This window comes from Massilia sp. BHUDP2, assembly GCF_046236355.1.
In the GTDB taxonomy this organism is placed as follows: Bacteria; Pseudomonadota; Gammaproteobacteria; order Burkholderiales; family Burkholderiaceae_D; genus Telluria; species Telluria varians.
The window spans coordinates 2237620-2254457 of the sequence record NZ_JBJUVW010000001.1; the positions used below are offsets into that span (position 1 = coordinate 2237620).

Annotated in this window: 15 protein-coding genes; 6 read left to right on the forward strand and 9 right to left on the reverse strand. The window is 66.4% G+C overall.

The annotated features are described in order from the left end of the window. The first annotated feature begins 172 nt into the window (after nucleotides 1-172). The gene (locus tag ACK6C6_RS10130; protein ID WP_409267183.1) at nucleotides 173-1279 is read left to right on the forward strand and encodes a sensor histidine kinase; all 1107 of its coding nucleotides are present in this window, start codon (nucleotides 173-175) and stop codon (nucleotides 1277-1279) included. Beyond that, entirely contained in the window at nucleotides 1276-2067 is a 792-nt protein-coding gene (locus ACK6C6_RS10135) for a LytR/AlgR family response regulator transcription factor (RefSeq protein WP_409267184.1), read from the forward strand. The genes ACK6C6_RS10130 and ACK6C6_RS10135 overlap by 4 nt, the downstream gene beginning before the upstream one ends. A gap of 18 nt (nucleotides 2068-2085) precedes the next feature. Here ACK6C6_RS10135 and ACK6C6_RS10140 read toward each other — a convergent pair whose 3' ends face one another. Then, nucleotides 2086-2271 carry a hypothetical protein gene (locus ACK6C6_RS10140; RefSeq protein WP_409267185.1) on the reverse strand — a complete coding sequence of 62 codons (186 nt, stop codon included), beginning with the start codon at nucleotides 2269-2271 and terminating at the stop codon, nucleotides 2086-2088. Between the two features lie 200 nt (nucleotides 2272-2471). Between ACK6C6_RS10140 and ACK6C6_RS10145 the strand changes: the two genes are divergently transcribed. After that, nucleotides 2472-3872 (forward strand): PLP-dependent aminotransferase family protein, encoded by a 1401-nt coding sequence (locus ACK6C6_RS10145; protein WP_409267186.1) that lies wholly within the window; start codon nucleotides 2472-2474, stop codon nucleotides 3870-3872. Nucleotides 3873-3944: 72 nt separating this feature from the next. Further along, nucleotides 3945-4532: a DUF4375 domain-containing protein gene (locus tag ACK6C6_RS10150; RefSeq protein WP_409267187.1), complete on the forward strand. Its 588-nt coding sequence runs from the start codon at nucleotides 3945-3947 to the stop codon at nucleotides 4530-4532. 388 nt (nucleotides 4533-4920) lie between these two features. Here ACK6C6_RS10150 and ACK6C6_RS10155 read toward each other — a convergent pair whose 3' ends face one another. Both ACK6C6_RS10155 and ACK6C6_RS10160 read right to left on the reverse strand, forming a co-directional pair. Continuing rightward, on the reverse strand, nucleotides 4921-5484 hold the full coding sequence (locus tag ACK6C6_RS10155) for a hypothetical protein (protein ID WP_409267188.1): 564 nt from the start codon (nucleotides 5482-5484) through the stop codon (nucleotides 4921-4923). Between the two features lie 113 nt (nucleotides 5485-5597). Further along, nucleotides 5598-6155, reverse strand: a complete 558-nt coding sequence (locus tag ACK6C6_RS10160; protein WP_292041190.1) for a cysteine hydrolase family protein — start codon at nucleotides 6153-6155, stop codon at nucleotides 5598-5600. A 101-nt stretch (nucleotides 6156-6256) separates the two neighbouring features. Here ACK6C6_RS10160 and ACK6C6_RS10165 point away from each other — a divergent pair, with 101 nt between their 5' ends. Both ACK6C6_RS10165 and ACK6C6_RS10170 read left to right on the forward strand, forming a co-directional pair. Further along, nucleotides 6257-7057, forward strand: a complete 801-nt coding sequence (locus ACK6C6_RS10165) for a ferritin-like domain-containing protein (RefSeq protein WP_409267189.1) — start codon at nucleotides 6257-6259, stop codon at nucleotides 7055-7057. Nucleotides 7058-7065: 8 nt separating this feature from the next. After that, complete coding sequence (locus ACK6C6_RS10170; RefSeq protein WP_409267190.1) at nucleotides 7066-9438, forward strand: DNA polymerase II; 2373 nt, start codon at nucleotides 7066-7068, stop codon at nucleotides 9436-9438. Nucleotides 9439-9552: 114 nt separating this feature from the next. On the opposite strand, the gene ACK6C6_RS10175 is transcribed toward ACK6C6_RS10170, so the two are convergent. The 6 genes from ACK6C6_RS10175 to ACK6C6_RS10200 form a co-directional block, all read right to left on the reverse strand. Next, nucleotides 9553-11055 (reverse strand): tripartite tricarboxylate transporter permease, encoded by a 1503-nt coding sequence (locus ACK6C6_RS10175; RefSeq protein WP_036217630.1) that lies wholly within the window; start codon nucleotides 11053-11055, stop codon nucleotides 9553-9555. A 3-nt stretch (nucleotides 11056-11058) separates the two neighbouring features. Next, nucleotides 11059-11535 carry a tripartite tricarboxylate transporter TctB family protein gene (locus ACK6C6_RS10180; RefSeq protein WP_292041198.1) on the reverse strand — a complete coding sequence of 159 codons (477 nt, stop codon included), beginning with the start codon at nucleotides 11533-11535 and terminating at the stop codon, nucleotides 11059-11061. A 90-nt stretch (nucleotides 11536-11625) separates the two neighbouring features. Further along, nucleotides 11626-12609 carry a tripartite tricarboxylate transporter substrate binding protein BugD gene (locus ACK6C6_RS10185; RefSeq protein WP_409267191.1) on the reverse strand — a complete coding sequence of 328 codons (984 nt, stop codon included), beginning with the start codon at nucleotides 12607-12609 and terminating at the stop codon, nucleotides 11626-11628. A gap of 329 nt (nucleotides 12610-12938) precedes the next feature. Beyond that, nucleotides 12939-15260 carry a xanthine dehydrogenase family protein molybdopterin-binding subunit gene (locus ACK6C6_RS10190; RefSeq protein ID WP_409267192.1) on the reverse strand — a complete coding sequence of 774 codons (2322 nt, stop codon included), beginning with the start codon at nucleotides 15258-15260 and terminating at the stop codon, nucleotides 12939-12941. Then, nucleotides 15257-16279, reverse strand: a complete 1023-nt coding sequence (locus ACK6C6_RS10195; protein ID WP_409267193.1) for an FAD binding domain-containing protein — start codon at nucleotides 16277-16279, stop codon at nucleotides 15257-15259. Before ACK6C6_RS10195 ends, ACK6C6_RS10190 begins: the two co-directional genes overlap by 4 nt. Further along, nucleotides 16276-16803, reverse strand: a complete 528-nt coding sequence (locus ACK6C6_RS10200) for a (2Fe-2S)-binding protein (RefSeq protein WP_409267194.1) — start codon at nucleotides 16801-16803, stop codon at nucleotides 16276-16278. Before ACK6C6_RS10200 ends, ACK6C6_RS10195 begins: the two co-directional genes overlap by 4 nt. Nucleotides 16804-16838: the final 35 nt, after the last annotated feature.

Consider the following 16838-nt stretch of genomic DNA (forward strand, 5'->3'; position numbering starts at 1 on the left):
GAGGCGCTGGTGACATATCCCCATGGCATTTCGCGGGGGCCAGGCGACAATCCGGTCGACCGGCAAGCCGGTTCACGGTATCGAAATGCGGGTTCATCGCACCCGTCTTGCCGAGACGGCATCGGCTGGGCAGAATGCTGGTCATCCTGATAACGCATCGAAGCGAGGCCGCATGACCAGCTCCATCCTTTCCCTTGCGCCGGCGCCGGCGGCCCCGCCGGACAGCTTCGGCGCCAGGCTGTTGCGCGACCTGCGGATGGCCGTCGTGTTCGGCGTGCTGGCGGCGGTGATCATCACGCTGGTGGTCGGCCGGCCCGAAACCTTGTACGAACAGCTCGCGTATTCCTGCTTCATCTCGGTGCTGGGCTTTGCCATCGTCGACACGGCGCGCCTGCTGTTCTGGCCGGGGCCATTGCAGGAGCGGCGCCAGTGGCTGGCGCTGGCGGGCGTCGCGGCCCTGGCGGCGCCGCTGGCCCACTTCAGCGGCGTGCAGGTGATCGGCCGCCTGCTCGAGCACAATCCTCCCGACCTGGCCGGCTACGCCACGCTGCCGCGTCTGAGCCTGGCTGCCTTGACCTTCCTGCTGCTGTGCGCGGGCATGGTGCTGGCGGCGCACCGCGAGGGGCTGCGGCGGGCCGAGCAGGAACACCATGCGGCGCGCCTGCGTGCCGAAACCGTCGAACGCCAGGCCCTGCAGGCACAGCTGCGCCTGCTACAGGCCCAGATCGAACCGCACATGCTGTTCAATACCCTGGCCAACCTGCAGGGACTGATCGCGATCGACCCGGACCGGGCCAACACCATGCTCGACCAGCTGATCCAGTACCTGCGCGCCACGCTGGGCGCCGCGCGCTCGGAGAGCACCACGCTGGCCGATGAATTCGCCGCCATGGACGCCTATCTCGGCCTGATGCAGGTGCGCATGGGCGAGCGCCTGTCCTACCGGCTGGAGCTGCCGCCCGCGCTGCGCGCGGCGAAGCTGCCGCCGATGCTGCTGCAGCCCCTGGTCGAGAACGCGATCGTGCATGGACTCGAACCGAAGATCGAAGGCGGCGAAGTCCGGATCGCTGCCGAGGCGCGCGACGGCCTGCTCGACCTGCGCATCCTCGATACCGGCCTGGGCCTCGGCCAGTCCAGCCACGGCGGCGGCGGGGTCGGCGTCGCCACTACCCGCGAACGCCTGCGCGTGCTGTACGGCGAACGCGCCGGCGTCCTGATCACGCCGGCACAGCCGCAAGGCACCCTTGTCCGCCTTACCTTACCTTTGGAGACCGCATGAGCATCCGCGCCCTGATTGCAGAAGACGAACCGATCCTGGCCGCGACCCTGGCCCGCCTCTTGAGCAAGCTGTGGCCCGAACTGGAGATCGTCGCGACCGCCCCGAACGGCGTGGCCGCGGTGGAGCAGGCACTGGCCACCCGGCCCGACGTGCTGTTCATGGACATCAAGATGCCCGGCCAGACCGGCATCGAGGCGGCCGAGGAACTGGCCGAGCGCTGGGACGGCTCAGGGCCGTTCCCGCACGTCGTGTTCGTGACCGCTTACGACGATTACGCGGTGCAGGCCTTCGAGCAGGCGGCGGCCGACTATGTGCTGAAACCGGTGAACGAGGCGCGCCTGGCCCGCACGGTCGAGCGCCTACGGGGCCTGCTGGGGCGCCGCCAGGAAGAGGAGGGGGGCGATCCGCTCGCCGATCTGGTCGGCCGGCTGCAGGCGCTGATGCCGGCCGCCCCGGCCCCGGAACGCTTGACGATCGTGCGCGCGGCGGTCGGCAACATGGTGCGCATGATTCCGGTGGCCGATGTGGTCTACTTCCAGGCCACCGACAAGTATGTGAACGTGGTCACGGCGGAAAGCGAGGCGCTGATCCGGGTGCCGCTCAAGGAACTGCTGCCTCAGCTCGACCCGGACACCTTCCGCCAGGTCAATCGCAGCACCGTGGTGAACCTGGGCTGCGTGGCCAGCGCCGGGCGCGATTCGATGGGCAAGGTGATGCTCAACCTGCGCAACCGGCCCGAGAAGCCGCGCGTGAGTCCGGTGTACGCCCACCTGTTCCGCCAGATGTAGGGCGGCGCCTGCACGCCCTCAGGGCATGCTCAGGTCCAGGCCGAGCGTCCTGGCAAGGAAGAAGGTGGCCAGGCCCAGGATGAGGAGCAGCACCAGGAACAGGGCCGCCAGCTTGCCGGCCGCGCGCAGCACCGCGCGCTTCTCCTGCTGCTTGTCCTGGTTCTTTTCCCCTTGATCGTAATGCCACTTGACGGCGTAGAACATGCCGATGCCTAGCACGACAAACTTGAATACATAGAATACTACTGGGGTCCATTCCATATTTTTGAGCGGCTGCATCCGGCACTTCATTGCCGAATAGTGATGAGAGAGGAGAAAAAGAGCGGCGACTGCCATGCAAGGATGGTGTTGCTGCACGTTCTGAGGCATTCTACTTAAAAACAATATCCATACATTGAGACAAAATGTCCCAGTTGAGATCCATACAAGATGAAGTTTCGCCAATCTGGCTGCCGCGCCTGGCCGGGAACAAAGGGCCACGTTTCCTGCAGATCGCGGACGCCCTGCAGGCGGCGGTGGCCGACGGATCGCTGAAACCGGGCGACCGTCTGCCTCCCCAGCGCCAGTTGGCGGCGCAGCTGGACGTCGACCTGACGACGGTCACGCGCGCCTACGACGAGGCCAGGCGTCGTCACCTGCTGGAAGGGCGCGGCGCGCGCGGCACCTATGTCGCGGCGCCGAAAGTCGAATTGACCGCGGTCCTCGACCTGAGCATGAATACCCCGCCGCCGCCGGATGGCGTGGATTTCGGCGAGCTGTTGAAGCAAGGTCTGTCGCAAGTGCTGATGCGGGCAGACAATGCATCGCTGATGACCTACCACTTGGGCGGGGGAAGCGACTCCGACCGCAAGGCTGGCGCCGCATGGCTCGAGCCCATGTTCGGAATCCTGGATCCGGGACAGCTCGTGGTCTGTCCGGGTGCGCAAGCGGCCATCGCCGGATTGATCCTTGCGCTGACCGAGCCTGGCGATGTCATCCTGGCGGAGCCCATGACCTATCCCGGCCTGCGCGCCGCAGCGACCCAGTTCGGCCGGCGCCTCATCGCCGTGGAAGCGGACCAGCACGGGATGCTGCCCGAGCTGCTCGAGCGAGCCTGCCGCCAGCACAAGCCTGGACTGGTCTACCTCAATCCGACTTTACAGAACCCGACCACCGCCACCATGCCGGAACGCCGGCGCAAGGAGCTCGCCGCCGTCGCGCAGCGCTGCAATGTACGCATCGTCGAGGACGATCCCTACTGGCTCCTTGCCGATGCCCCGCCGCCGCCGATCGCCACGCTTGCTCCGGAGCAGGTGGTCTACATCTCGACCCTGTCGAAATGCCTGACGCCCGGCCTGCGTGTCGCTTTCGTGCTGGTACGCGATCGGCAATTGCGGGAACGCTTCCTGGCCGCGCTCAGGTCGTTTGCGCTGATGGTTGCCCCCTTGAGCGCAGCGCTGGCCACCCAGTGGATCCTCGACGGTTCGGCCGACGCATTATTGGCAGGCGTGCACAAGGAAGCGCGCCTGCGCCACCGGATGGCGCGCGATATTCTTGCGGGGCGCTACAGCGGCGCCGGAGACGGCCTGCACGTATGGCTCGAACTGCCGGCGTACTGGAACTCCTCGCAGCTTGCGCGTGCGGCCGACAGCGAGGGCATTGCGGTCACGCCGGCGGAGGCATTCGCAAGCGGCAGCGGATCGGTGAACGCGATTCGGATTTCCCTGGGCAGCATCCAGGACCGTGGACGCCTGCAGGCGGGCCTGCAGCGGCTGTCTCATCTGCTGGCGCGGCGGCCTGAGCCGTTCAGCGCTGCTGTGGTTTAAGCAATGTGTTGCGGGCATTGATTGAGCTGCGATGGTCGCTGAGATAATCAACCTACAGGTCCGAACTACAGAATGAAGATGCCATGCACGCGTTGTCACGCATTGATCTTGCCGGAAACCGCGGCGCGAACGGGCGGGCTTTGCATGCCTTGCAAGTCGGGAACGCGTGCGCACATCGACGCTGCGAAAATCGCTGCGGAGAGAGAGCGCGAGCTTGATGCAAGCGATCCGTTTCGGATCCACTGGCGCCAGCTTGTCGCCCGCGTTGTCGAATCCTCTTCAGGACTGGCACAACTGTCCGAGGCCGAAAAGCAATACTGGGCTGTCGACCGTTTATTTTTCGAGGTGCACAACGGCGGTTTTCATCAGTATTTCTTCAACAGCCCGAGCGAAGCCTATTCGGCTGCTGTCGACGGTTTGACCGCCATGGCGGCGACAACAAGTCTGCTATTGCTCCAGAAAGCAAAACAGGCGATCTTCGGATTTGCCGTCGTTCCCATCGAGACCATTACACGGCGCACAATACTGATCGGTGCCGAAAGCGACTCGCTCCAGGAGCGTCTGAACCGGCTTGACGCGCAGTTTTGGCAAGACCCTGACGGGATAGAAGGACGAATCAAGGCCTTCGCGCTCAGTCGTGGATTGGTTCGTTTGACATGACGAGTTCAGAAGAGAGCGATGCGGCACCGTGCCCTTAACTGCAAAGGAGCTTGGACCGATGGAGATGAGACGACCCTTCCAGTTTCTTTGTGTGCTCGCAATATTTGGCTTGGCAGGTGTAGCGGGATACCACGGGATTAACGGCGTCCTCGAAGGTACGGTAGCGTTCCCGAAAAAGACAGAATCCTTGCTGATATTTCGCGAGGCGTCCCCGAAAACATACTGGGCGTGCGTCGCGTTCTGGCTGGCCATTTGTGTGGGATTCGTTTGGCTGGCGATCGTAAATTTGCTTGAGATGAGTCGCCCGCCCAAAGATTAAATCGAGTAGAACAGGGTATCGAACGGGGGCTGTCCCACGGTATCAAGCCTTGTTCGGCAACGCATCGGACTAGGGCAGGCCAGCTCCGCGCACCCGCCCGCCGCGCGCCAGCCGCAACACGGCGCCAAACACCAGGTGCACGGCAAACGCGCAGGCAGCGATGACCGAGGCCACCAGCACCGGCAGCACGGCCCCGAAGGTGAAGGTCATCCCGAGCGCGAAACCGAGCACGTATTCGGCACGCCAGGCGCCCGCGCACACGGCCGCGGCAAAGGCGCCGAAGAAGATCCAGGTCACGGCCGGGTGCCCGAGCGTGAAGGCCAGCGCCAAGGCCCCGGCCCACAGAAAGGCGACGGCGAAGCGGGCCCGGGCGAGGGTGCGGAAACGCTCCCGGCTCCCCATCTGCACCAGGGTGGCGGCGCGGCGCTGGATGCGTCCCACCAGGAACCAGACCAGCAGTGGCACGACCAGCAACCCCCACCAGTTGGAGACGGCGGGCAGCTCTGGGTTGTTCAGCAGGTGATGCGCCGGCACGCCGCCGTGGCTGTATTGCCAGCCGAGGTGGAGGACTTCGGCGGTAAAGGCGGACGTGGTGAGGATGAGGCGGGACTGCAGGTCAGGACGGGCGAACATGGCACGCTTCCTTTGCGGTGGGCCTGGCGATGGACGGAAAGTCTGGCCGGTCAGTGTAGCAAGCCTGAACAGCTTGCCACAATGTCAAACGGGTAGAGTGTGGCCTTGACGACTCAGTCGAGCAGACGCAGCGCGTCGGCGGTCGTCACGATGCTTGCGTACTCTCCCGCCAGGTTCGCCAGCGACATCGCATGCACCTCGTCGGCGCTGCGCAGCGCACCGGCATGGTCGTGGCGGGCGAAGGTGAAACAGGCGTCTGCGGCGACGCTCACCTGAAAACCGAGATTGCCGGCGCTGCGCACGCTGCATTCGACCGAGATGTTGGTGCTGACGCCCGCCACCACCAGGCGCTCGATGCCGCGCACCCGCAGCCAGCGTTCCAGCCCCGTGAGAATGAAGGCGTCCGGGACGTTTTTCTCGACCACGTGCTCGCCCTGGCGCGGCGCGAACACCGGCTGGAAGGCGGCGCCCGGCTGCCCCGGAGCGAAGCCCGAGCCTGGTGTGCGCGAGATGTGGCGCACGTGCACCACCGGTGCCGCGCGTGCGCGCCATGCGTCCAGCAGCGTATCGATGTTGGCCTCGGCCTGCGGGTTATTGCGCGCGCCCGCATCCGGGCTGGCCATGCATTGCTGCATGTCGATGATCAGGAGGGCGGGGTGCTCGTGGCGCATGGGGGACCCGGGTCGATGGCGATGCCATCATGGTAACCCAGCCAATGACGGCCCGGCGGCTTTGGTACACTAACGCTTTTCGATTTACCCAAGGCTTGATAATGGCGCAACCGCTGGAGCTACGCGCATGCGCTCTGCAATCCCTGCTCGAGACCGATCCCGCCGCCAAGAGCGCGGGCGTCGCGGCAATGCGCGCCGCGCACCGGCTTGGCGAGTGGCGCGTCGACGTCGACGCCTCGCTGGTTGCGCCCGCGGGCATCCCCGGCCGTCCGGCGCGGCCCGAACTGGTGCCGCCGCGGTTGGTCGGCCGCCGCTCGATGGCGACCGTGGAGGGACGCGCCATGCTGGTCCATGCGCTCGCCCACATCGAATTCAACGCGGTCAACCTGGCGCTCGACGCGCTGTGGCGCTTCCCGGGCATGCCTCAGGACTACTACACCGACTGGTTGCGCGTGGCGGGCGAAGAAGCGCTGCATTTCGACATGCTGTGCAGCCACCTGGCCAAGCTCGGCTACGCCTACGGCGACTTCCCGGGCCACGACAGCCTGTGGGAGATGGTGGAAAAGACCCGCGACGACGTGCTGGCGCGCATGGCCCTGGTACCGCGCACGCTGGAAGCGCGCGGGCTCGATGCGATCCCGCCGCTGCGCGCCAAGCTGGCGCAGGCCGGCGACCTGGAGGCCGCCGCCATCCTCGACGTGCTGCTGGATGATGAGGTGGGGCACGTCGAGATCGGCAACCGCTGGTACCTGCACCTGTGCGGACTACGTGGCCTGGAGCCGGTGTCCACCTACGGCGAGCTGACGGTACAGTACAAGGCGCCGGTATTGAAAGGCCCCTTCAACATCGAGGCGCGGCGCCAGGCGGGCTTCAGCGAAGCGGAGCTGGCGCGCTTCAGCTAGCCCCCGGCATGGATTCCACACCTATTCAGGGCTTCCTGCTGACCCGCCACTGGCGCGACCTGGATGCCGGCCTCGAGGTCGAATTCTGGGTCGCTACGGAAGGGGGGCCGCGCCGCGTGCGCCTGGCGCCGCAGACACCGGTCGCCTTCCTCCCGCTGGAACAGCGTGAAGCAGCGGAACTAGCGCTGCACGGCGAGAAGCGCGGCTGGGAACTGCGCGAGCTGTCGCTGTGCGACTTCCACCACCGTCCCGTCCTCGGCCTGTACTGCCGCCAGTACCGCCAGCTGCTGCGGCTGGAAAAGCGGCTGCGCGAGTTCGGGGTCCCCGTCTACGAGGCCGACGTGCGCCCGCCCGAGCGCTACCTGATGGAGCGCTTCATCACGGCGCCGGTGCTGGTGCATGGCACGCCGGATGCGGACGATCCTCTCCTCATCCGCGACGCCCAGCTCAAGCCGGACGGCGATTATCGTCCGCAGCTGCGCATGGTCTCGCTCGACATCGAGACCAACCAGCACGGCGAACTGTACTGCATCGGCCTGGAAGGCTGCGGCCAGCGCCAGGTCTACATGCTGGGCGAGCCCAACGGGGCACCACGGGAACTGGACTTCACACTGGAGTATTGTGTGAGCCGTGCGGAGCTGCTCGACCGTCTCGAAGAATGGATCCGCGTGCACGACCCGGACGCGATCATCGGCTGGAACGTGATCCAGTTCGACCTGCGCATGCTGGTGCAGGCGGCCGAACGCCTGGGACGCCCCTTGCGGCTGGGGCGCGACGGCAGCGCCATCGAGACCCGCGAGCACGGGCGTTCCGAACACTTCTTCGTGTCGATCGCGGGCCGCCTGGTCATCGACGGCATCGAGGCGCTGCGCTCGGCGACCTACAGTTTTCCTTCGTTCAGCCTCGAATCGGTGTCGCAAAGCCTGCTGGGCGAAGGCAAGGCGATCGACAACCCCTACAGCCGGATGGACGAGATCAACCGCATGTTCGCCGAGGACAAGCCGGCGCTGGCCTTCTACAACCTGAAGGACTGCGAACTGGTCACCCGCATCTTCGAGAAGACGGAGCTGGTCCGCTTCCTGCTCGAGCGGGCCAGCGTCACCGGGCTGGCGGTGGACCGCAGCGGCGGCTCGGTGGCCGCCTTCGAGCACCGCTACATGCCACTGATGCACCGCCAGGGTTTTGTCGCGCCCAACATCGGCGACGTGGCGGCGGGGGACAGCCCCGGCGGCTTCGTGATGGATTCGCGATCCGGCCTGTACGACTCGGTGGTGGTGCTCGACTACAAGAGCCTGTACCCGTCCATCATCCGGACCTTCCTGATCGATCCGGTGGGCCTGGTGGCCGGCCTGGCCGAACCCGAGGAGCGCACCGTGCCGGGCTTTCGCGGCGCGCGCTTCTCGCGCACGCGCCACTGCCTGCCGGGCATCGTGCGCCAGGTGTGGGAAGGGCGCGAAGCGGCCAAGCGCGAGCGCAACGCGCCGCTGTCGCAGTCGCTCAAGATCATCATGAACGCCTTTTACGGCGTGCTCGGGACCACCGCCTGCCGCTTCTTCGACCCGCGCCTGGCCTCGTCGATCACGATGCGCGGGCACGAGATCATGCACCGCACCCGCGCGCTGATTGAGGAACAGGGCTACGGCGTGATCTACGGCGACACCGACTCCACCTTCGTCTGGCTCGGCGGCCCGCACGCGCAGGAGGATGCGGAGCGCATCGGGCGCGCGCTGGTCGACCACGTCAACGGCTGGTGGCGCGATCACCTAGAGGCCGAATACGGCCTCGACTCGCACCTGGAACTGGAATTCGACACCCACTACGCGCGCTTCCTGATGCCCACCGTGCGCGGCTCCGACGAAGGCAGCAAGAAGCGCTACGCCGGCCTGGTGCTGAACGCCGACGGCAGCGAAGAAGTGGTGTACAAGGGGCTGGAGACGGTGCGTACCGACTGGTCGCCGTTGGCGCAGCAGTTCCAGCAGGAGCTCTACCTGCGCGTGTTCAAGGGCCAGCCTTACGAGGCCTGGGTGGCCGACTACGTGGCGCGCACGCTGCGCGGGGAACTGGACGAACTGCTGGTCTACCGCAAGCGACTGCGCCGGCCGCTCATTGAATACGAGCGCAACGTCCCGCCGCACGTGCGCGCGGCGCGCATGGCCGACGATTTCCATACCGGCCAGGGGCGGCCGGCGCAATACCGGCGAGGCGGCTGGATCCGCTACGTGATGACCACGGCGGGGCCGGAACCGCTGGAGCTGCGGCGCTCGGCCATCGACTACGAACACTACCTGACGAAGCAGCTCGAGCCGATCGCCGACGCGATCCTGCCTTTTCTCGGAGACAGTTTCGCGCGGCTGACCAGCCCGCAGGGTGCGCTGTTCTGACAAAAAAATGCCGCCCCGAGGGGCGGCATCCGCATCGCTATTTCCTGGCCGTGCTCGCTCGGCGGTACAAGCGTGCCGAACGAGCGGGCGCGATGTCGCGCATCGATAAGGTAATCACTCCTCCTGGAACGCTTCCTCGCGCTTCTTGCGTAGCGCCGGCAGCATCACGATGATCAGCGCAATGGCCGCCATGGCCAGCATGGTGGCGCTGATCGGGCTGCGCAGGAAGACCATCGGGTCGCTGTGCGAGAGCAGCAGCGCGCGGCGCAGGTATTCCTCCATCATCGGGCCGATGATGTAGCCGAGCAGCATCGGCGCCGGTTCCGCACCCAACTTGGCGCAGATGTAGCCGAACAGGCCGAACAGGGCCATGAGCCAGATGTCGAACTCGTTGTTGTTCAGGCTGAACACGCCGATCGCGCAGAACATCAGGATCGCCGGGTACAGGCGGTGGTAGGGGACCAGGATCATCTTGACCCACAGACCGATCATCGGCAGGTTCAGCACCACCAGGAACAGGTTCCCGAACCACATCGACACGATCAGGCCCCAGAACAGCGCCGGCTGCTCGGTCATCACGGCGGGACCCGGCTGGATGCCCTGGATGATCATCGCGCCGATCATCAGCGCCATCACCGGGTTGGACGGGATGCCCAGGGTCAGCATCGGGATGAAGGAGGTCTGGGCGCCGGCATTGTTGGCCGCTTCCGGCGCCGCCACGCCTTCGATCGCGCCCTTGCCGAAGTTCTTGGCGTTGGGCGAGACCTTCTTCTCGATCGAGTAGGCCGAGAACGAGGCCAGCATGGCGCCGCCACCCGGCAGGATGCCGAGCGCCGAGCCGAGGAAGGTGCCGCGCAGGACCGGCGCGAGGATGCGCTTGAAGTCGTCCTTGCTCAGCATCAGCCCCTGGACCTTCTTCATCAGCACGTTGCGGTCTTCGCCGTGCTCGAGGTTGCGGATGATCTCGCCGATGCCGAACATGCCCATCGCGACGATCACGAAGTTGATGCCGTCGGCCAGTTCCGGCTTGTCGAAGGTGTAGCGCTGCGCGCCCGAGTTGACGTCGGTGCCGATCAGGCCGAGCAGCAGCCCCAGGATCACCATGCCGATCGCGTTGAGCAGCGAGCCGCTCGCCAGCACCACCGAGGCCACCAGGCCCAGCACCATCAGCGAGAAATACTCGGCCGGGCCGAACTTCAGCGCCAGGTCGGCCAGCGGCGGCGCGAACAGGGCCAGCAGGATGGTGGCGACGGTACCGGCGAAGAAGGAGCCGATCGCCGCGGTGGCAAGCGCCTTGCCCGCCTGGCCGTTGCGCGCCATCTTGTAGCCGTCGAGTGCGGTCACGACCGAGGACGATTCGCCCGGCAGGTTGACCAGGATGGCGGTGGTCGAGCCGCCGTACTGGGCGCCGTAGTAGATACCCGCCAGCATGATCAGGGCCGAGACCGGCGGCAGGCCGAAGGTGGCCGGCAGCAGCATGGCGATGGTGGCGATCGGGCCCAGGCCCGGCAGCACGCCGACCGCGGTGCCCACAAAAACGCCGACCAGGCAGTAGAACAGGTTGGTGAGGGTGAAGGCCGTCTCGAGGCCCAGTCCCAGGTTGGTAAAGATCTCCATGTCTTACGCCCCTCCCAGCCAGGGGCCGACGATCGGCATGGGCAGGCCGAGCAGCTTCACGAACAGCAGCACGGCGAAGATGGCCAGGCCGACGGCGAGCAGCAGCGCGCCTTTCAAACTGAACTGCTTGCTGGCGAAGGAACTCAGCATGACCAGCACGAAGGCGGCGGCGGCCAGGCCGGCGCCGCGCATCAGGATGCCGAACAGGATCACCGCGCCAAGGATAATGACGATGTCCTTGATGTGGAAGGTGCCGATCGCGTCATGCGCGTCAAGGCGGCGGCCGATGAAGGCGCGGATGATGCCGGCAAGGCCGACGACAGACAGCAGGCCGCCCAGGACGGTCGGGAAATAGCCCGGACCCATGCGGCCGGCGCTACCCATCTCGTTGTCCCCGATGAGGGCGATGGCGGCAAGGCCGAAACACAGGAAGATGATGCCGATCCAGAAATTCTTCGGATGGCGGACGATGGAAGCCACTGCGAACCCCTTGTTGCTTGTTGTTGTGTGGTAGCGAACGGGCTGCGCGGGATCGATTCCCGCACAGCCTGCCGCGTTTGCGCTGCGCGATCAGTCGGCGTACTGGCCGGCCTTGGTGATGATCGGGCCCCAGCGGTCGATCTCCGCCTTCAGGTGGGTGCGCAGGGCTTCCGGCGTCGCGCGCTTGTCCGCCACCGGCTCGGTGCCGAGGTCGGCGAAGCGCTGCTTCACGGTCGGGTCTTTGAGGGCGGTGCGCAGGGCGTTCGACAAGGTGTCGACGACCGGCTTCGGGGTGCCCTTCGGTGCGTACATGCCGTGCCACACGGCCACTTCGAAGCCCGGCAGGCCGGCTTCGCTCATGGTCGGCACGTTCGGCATCGAGGCCAGGCGCTGCTTGGTGGTCACGCCGTAGACCTTGACCTTGCCGCTCTTGATCTGGCTGGTGGTGTTGGTGGTCTGGTCGCACATCAGGTCCACCTGGCCGCCCAGCATGTCGTTCATGGCCGGGCCGGTGCCCTTGTACGGGACGGTGGTCAGGTCGACGCCGATGGCGGTCTGGAACAGCATGCCGCACAGGTGCGAGGCCGAACCGAGGCCGGCGTTGGCATAGGTGACCTTGGACTTGTTGGCCTTCACGTAGGCCAGCAGTTCCTTGAAGTCCTTGGCCGGGAAGTCCTTCTTGGCGATCAGGGTCATCGGCACGTCGGTGACCAGGCCGATCGGCTCGAAATCGGTCATCGCGTTGTAGCTCAGCTTGCGGTACAGGCTTGGGGCGGTCGAGTGGCCGATGTGGTGCAGGAAGATGGTGTAGCCGTCCGGCGCGGCCTTCGCCACGCGCGCCGCACCGATGGTGCCGCCGGCGCCGCCGACGTTCTCGACGATGATCTGCTGTTTAAGGGTATTGCCCATCGACTGGGCCACCAGGCGCGCCACGGTATCGGTCGGTCCGCCGGCGGCGAACGGCACGATCATCGTGATGGTCTTGGTGGGGTAGTTCTGGGCTGAAGCGCTGGTGGCGACTGCGGCGCCCAGCAGGGCAATGGCCGCGACGGTGCGCAGGAATGTGGTTTTCATCGGTGTCTTCCTCTAACCTCGGTTTTCTTGGTTTATCAGTATGGGCGACGCAGGAACAGCCACGATGCAGGCCACGACGAATCCAGCCAGCTTGCATGGAGCGCGTGCATACGCAGGACTGGTTTTACCAGTAAATAGATAGATTTGCAACTACGTGGAAACCCGTATGGCGAGTCGGAAAAGATGCTGAACAATGTCGGAAAAACGCCGGAATGCGGCCCTCGCCGCCATGCATGACGCATGGCGGGAGCCGCCGACCGGCGCCGTGTTGACGAAATACTACGCTTGCCGATGCGCGCGCCCGCCGTGACGGGCGCGGCAGGGAGGTGTTACTGCGCCTGCTTCGGCTCCGGCACCGGAATCTCGTGCTCGCCCAGCAGCACCTTGTCCGGGGTAATCGGCGTGCCGCGCAGGCGCCTGCCGGTGGCGTGAAAGATCGCATTACTGATCGCCGCCGACACCGACACGAGGCCGATCTCGCCCACGCCCTTGGCGCCGAGCTGCTCGCTGACGATGCGGTCATCCTCGTCGGCGAAAATCACCTCGATGTCGTGCACGTCCGCGTTCACCGCCACGTGGTACTCCGCGTAGTTGTGGTTCATGAAGCGCCCGAAGCGGTGGTCGGTGAAGCTTTCCTCGTGCAGCGCCTGGCTGATGCCCCACACCACGCCGCCGATCACCTGGCTGGCCGCGGTCTTGGCGCTGATGATGCGGCCCGCCGCCACGGCGTTCACGACGCGCGTCACGCGCACGATCCCCAGTTTCTCGTTGACGCGCACCTCGCAGAACACCGCCGAGTGCACGGCGCGGGTGTACTTGCGCTGTTTGAGCATCGAAGGCTTCATGAAGAACTTTTCCTCGACCCGGTCGACGCCGCCGGCCGCCAGCACCTCGCGCAGCTGCATGGCGGTCTCGGGACGGTTGCGCAGGCGCAGCGTGCCGTCGGCGAATTCCAGGTCCTGGGTGCGCGCCCTGGCAAGCGGCGAACCCGGCATGGCCTTCGCCATCTTGATCAAGGTCTTCTTGAGCTTGTCGCAGGCGCCGTGCACGCCGCTGCCCACCGTCGACACGTGCGAGGAGCCGCCTTCGACCGGGGCGAAGGGCAGGGTCGAGTCGCCCAGCTGAAAGGTGACCTGTTCCATGGGCAGGCCCAGCGCTTCCGCCGCGATCATCGACATCACCGTGTAGGTGCCGGTGCCGATGTCCGAGGCCGCGCTGCTCACCACCAGGCGTCCGTCCGCATGGAACACGGCGCTCACGCGCGCCAGCATCACCAGGGAATCCCACATGCCGGTGGCCATGCCCCAGCCGATCAGCTCCTCCCCGTCGCGCATCGAGCGCGGCTCGATCGGGCGGCCTTGCCAGCCGAAGCGCGCGGCGCCCTTGTCGTAGCACTGGCTCAGTTCTTTCGTCGAATACGGCTTGTCCTCGAGCGGATTGCGGTCGGCGTAGTTGAGGCGCCTGAATTCCAGCGGATCCATGCGCAGCTTGTAGGCCAGTTCATCCATCGCCACTTCCAGCGCGTGCATGCCGTGCGCGGCGCCGGGCGCGCGCATGTCGATCGGCGAATGGCGGTCGTGGGCCACCAGCTTGTAGCCGAGCTTGATGTTGTCGCAGGCGTACAACTGGCCGGACCAGTTGACCACCACCTCGACGTAGTCTTCCAGGCGCGAGGTCTCGTGGATGGCGTCGTGCACGATCGCCTGCAGCTTGCCCTCGTTGTTGGCGGCCAGCTTGACCTTCTGCCAGGTCTCGGGGCGGTGGCCGAAGCTGAACATCTGCTGACGTGTCAGAACCACCCGCACCGAGCATTTCAGCTTGAGCGCCGCCATCACCGCCAGCGGCAGCTGGTACTGCGGGCGCAGGCCGGACCCGAAGGCGCCGCCCACGTAGGGATTGCGCACGGTGACCTTCTCCTTCTTGATGCCGAAGGCGCGCGAGACGTACCAGCGGTTGTTCTGCGAACTCTGGGTCTTCTCGTAGATCGTCAGGTGGCCGTCCTCCCCGTAGACCACGGTGGTGGCGTGCATCTCCATCGGATTGTGGTGCTCGACGCCGTGGTAGAACTGCGATTCGATCTTCACCTCGGCGGCGTCGAAGGCCTTGTCGGCATCCCCGGTGGAGCTGGGCGGCGTGAAGCCGGCCTTCAGGGCGCGCGGCTTGTAGGCCTGGTCGAGCGAGGCCAGCAGGTCGGTCTCGTGCGCTTCTTCCTCGTAGCTGACTTCCACCAGCTGGGCCGCGTGGCGCGCCGCCTCGAAGGTCTCGGCCACCACCAGCGCGACCGGCTGGCCGCTGTAGAAAATGCGGTCGCTGAACAGGGGCCGGAACGGCGAGCCGCCCGGCGCCGTCATGTCCTTGTAGGCCAGGTCCCATGAGCGGACCTTGGGGCGGTTGAGGTGGGTGAGCACCTCCACCACGCCGGGCGTGGCCAGGGCGGCGCGGGTGTCGATGCTCTTGATGCGGCCGCGGGCGACGGTGCCGCTCACCACCACGCCATAGCGCAGTCCCTCGGCCTCGTGCTCGGCCGCGTATTTCGCTTCGCCGGTCACCTTGGCGCGGCCGTCGATGCGCGATACCGGCATGCCGCTGCGTACCCGGCCGGTGCCGTCGGGCGCGGTCGGGGTGCGCAGTTCTGGAATCAGATCGGTCATTGCTGCTCTCCTCGGTGTTCACCCTTCGCGTACTCGGTGCCGCGCGTGGCGGTGGTCAAGGCCTGCTCGATGGCGTTGCGCGCCAGCGTGAGCTTGTAGTCGTTCTGGCCGTAGCCCTTGGCGCCGCGCAGGACGATGTCGGCGGCGGCGCCGAAGGCGTCCGGGCCGGGCGCTTTGCCTTCCAGGGAAGCTTCGGCTTCCTCGACCCGCCACGGCTTGTGGGCCACGCCGCCGAGCGCGATGCGGGCGGCGCGGATCTTGCCGCCGTCGAGGTCGAGCGCGGCGGCCACCGACACCAGCGCGAACGCGTACGAGAGGCGTTCTCGCACCTTCAGGTAGGTGGAGTGGGCGGCGAAGCGTCCGGCCTCGGGCAGCGCGATATGCGTGACCAGCTCTCCGGCTTCCAGGGTGTTGTCGAGCTCGGGACGCTCGCCCGGCAGGCGGTGGAAGTCCGCGAACGGGATCTCGCGCCCGCCGCCCTGCGAGCGCACGTGGACCACGGCGTCGAGGGCGCGCAGGGCCACGCACATGTCGGAAGGGTGGGTGGCGATGCAGTGCTCGCTGGTGCCGAGGATCGCATGCAGGCGGTTCAGGCCGTCCCTGGCGGGGCAGCCGCTGCCCGGTTCGCGCTTGTTGCAGGGCGTGCCGACGTCGTAGAAGTAGTAGCAGCGGGTGCGCTGCAGCAGGTTGCCGCCGTTGGTGGCCATGTTGCGCAGCTGCGGCGAGGCGCCGGCCAGGATGGCGGCGCTCAGCAGCGGGTAGCGTTCGCGTACCAGCGGATGGTAGGCGGTATCGGCGTTGCGCGCCAGGGCGCCCAGGCGCAGGCCGCCGCCGGCATCTTCCTCGATCCGGTCGAATCCCAGGCCATTGATGTCCACCAGCTCGCCGGGGCGCGTCACCCCTTCCTTCATCAGGTCGAGCAGGTTGGTCCCGCCTGCGATCGGACGCACGCCCGGCATCGCCAGGCGGGCCAGCGCGGCGTCTTCGTCGCTGGCCTGGGTAAAGGTGAACGGGTTCATGCGAGCACCGGACCGGTTGTAAAAGGCTTTTCGCCTTCGCCTGGCTTGCCCTCGATGCCCATCACCTGCATCACCGCCTGGGTGATCTGCGGATAGGCGCCGCAGCGGCACAGGTTGCCGCTCATGAGTTCGCGCACGTCGTCGACGCTCTTCGCCTGGCCTTCGGCGATCAGCCCGGCCGCGGAGCACAGCTGGCCGGGCGTGCAGTAGCCGCACTGGAAGGCATCGCAGTCGATGAAGGCCTGCTGCAGCGGATGCAGTTCCTCGCCCTTGGCCAGGCCCTCGACCGTGGTGACCTCGTGGCCGTTGTGCATCACCGCCAGGGTCAGGCAGGAATTGATGCGCTTCCCGTCCAGCAACACCGTACAGGCGCCGCACTGCCCGTGGTCGCAGCCCTTCTTGGTGCCGGTGAGGCCTGCGCGTTCGCGCAGCAGGTCGAGCAGCGTCACCCAGGCGCCGACCGCGAACTCGCGGTCTTGCCCGTTGATGCGCAGCCGGATCGGGTATTCCTGGTAGTGGTCCATGGCCGTCCCTTCGTAGAATCCTTGAGCGAAGCCAC

Coding starts and splice junctions, on each gene's coding strand:
- ACK6C6_RS10130 (WP_409267183.1), top strand. CDS start 173: ATGACCAGCTCCATCCTTTCCCTTGCGCCGGCGCCGGCGGCCCCGCCG.
- ACK6C6_RS10135 (WP_409267184.1), top strand. CDS start 1,276: ATGAGCATCCGCGCCCTGATTGCAGAAGACGAACCGATCCTGGCCGCG.
- ACK6C6_RS10140 (WP_409267185.1), bottom strand. CDS start 2,271: ATGTTCTACGCCGTCAAGTGGCATTACGATCAAGGGGAAAAGAACCAG.
- ACK6C6_RS10145 (WP_409267186.1), top strand. CDS start 2,472: ATGTCCCAGTTGAGATCCATACAAGATGAAGTTTCGCCAATCTGGCTG.
- ACK6C6_RS10150 (WP_409267187.1), top strand. CDS start 3,945: ATGAAGATGCCATGCACGCGTTGTCACGCATTGATCTTGCCGGAAACC.
- ACK6C6_RS10155 (WP_409267188.1), bottom strand. CDS start 5,484: ATGTTCGCCCGTCCTGACCTGCAGTCCCGCCTCATCCTCACCACGTCC.
- ACK6C6_RS10160 (WP_292041190.1), bottom strand. CDS start 6,155: ATGCGCCACGAGCACCCCGCCCTCCTGATCATCGACATGCAGCAATGC.
- ACK6C6_RS10165 (WP_409267189.1), top strand. CDS start 6,257: ATGGCGCAACCGCTGGAGCTACGCGCATGCGCTCTGCAATCCCTGCTC.
- ACK6C6_RS10170 (WP_409267190.1), top strand. CDS start 7,066: ATGGATTCCACACCTATTCAGGGCTTCCTGCTGACCCGCCACTGGCGC.
- ACK6C6_RS10175 (WP_036217630.1), bottom strand. CDS start 11,055: ATGGAGATCTTTACCAACCTGGGACTGGGCCTCGAGACGGCCTTCACC.
- ACK6C6_RS10185 (WP_409267191.1), bottom strand. CDS start 12,609: ATGAAAACCACATTCCTGCGCACCGTCGCGGCCATTGCCCTGCTGGGC.
- ACK6C6_RS10190 (WP_409267192.1), bottom strand. CDS start 15,260: ATGACCGATCTGATTCCAGAACTGCGCACCCCGACCGCGCCCGACGGC.
- ACK6C6_RS10195 (WP_409267193.1), bottom strand. CDS start 16,279: ATGAACCCGTTCACCTTTACCCAGGCCAGCGACGAAGACGCCGCGCTG.
- ACK6C6_RS10200 (WP_409267194.1), bottom strand. CDS start 16,803: ATGGACCACTACCAGGAATACCCGATCCGGCTGCGCATCAACGGGCAA.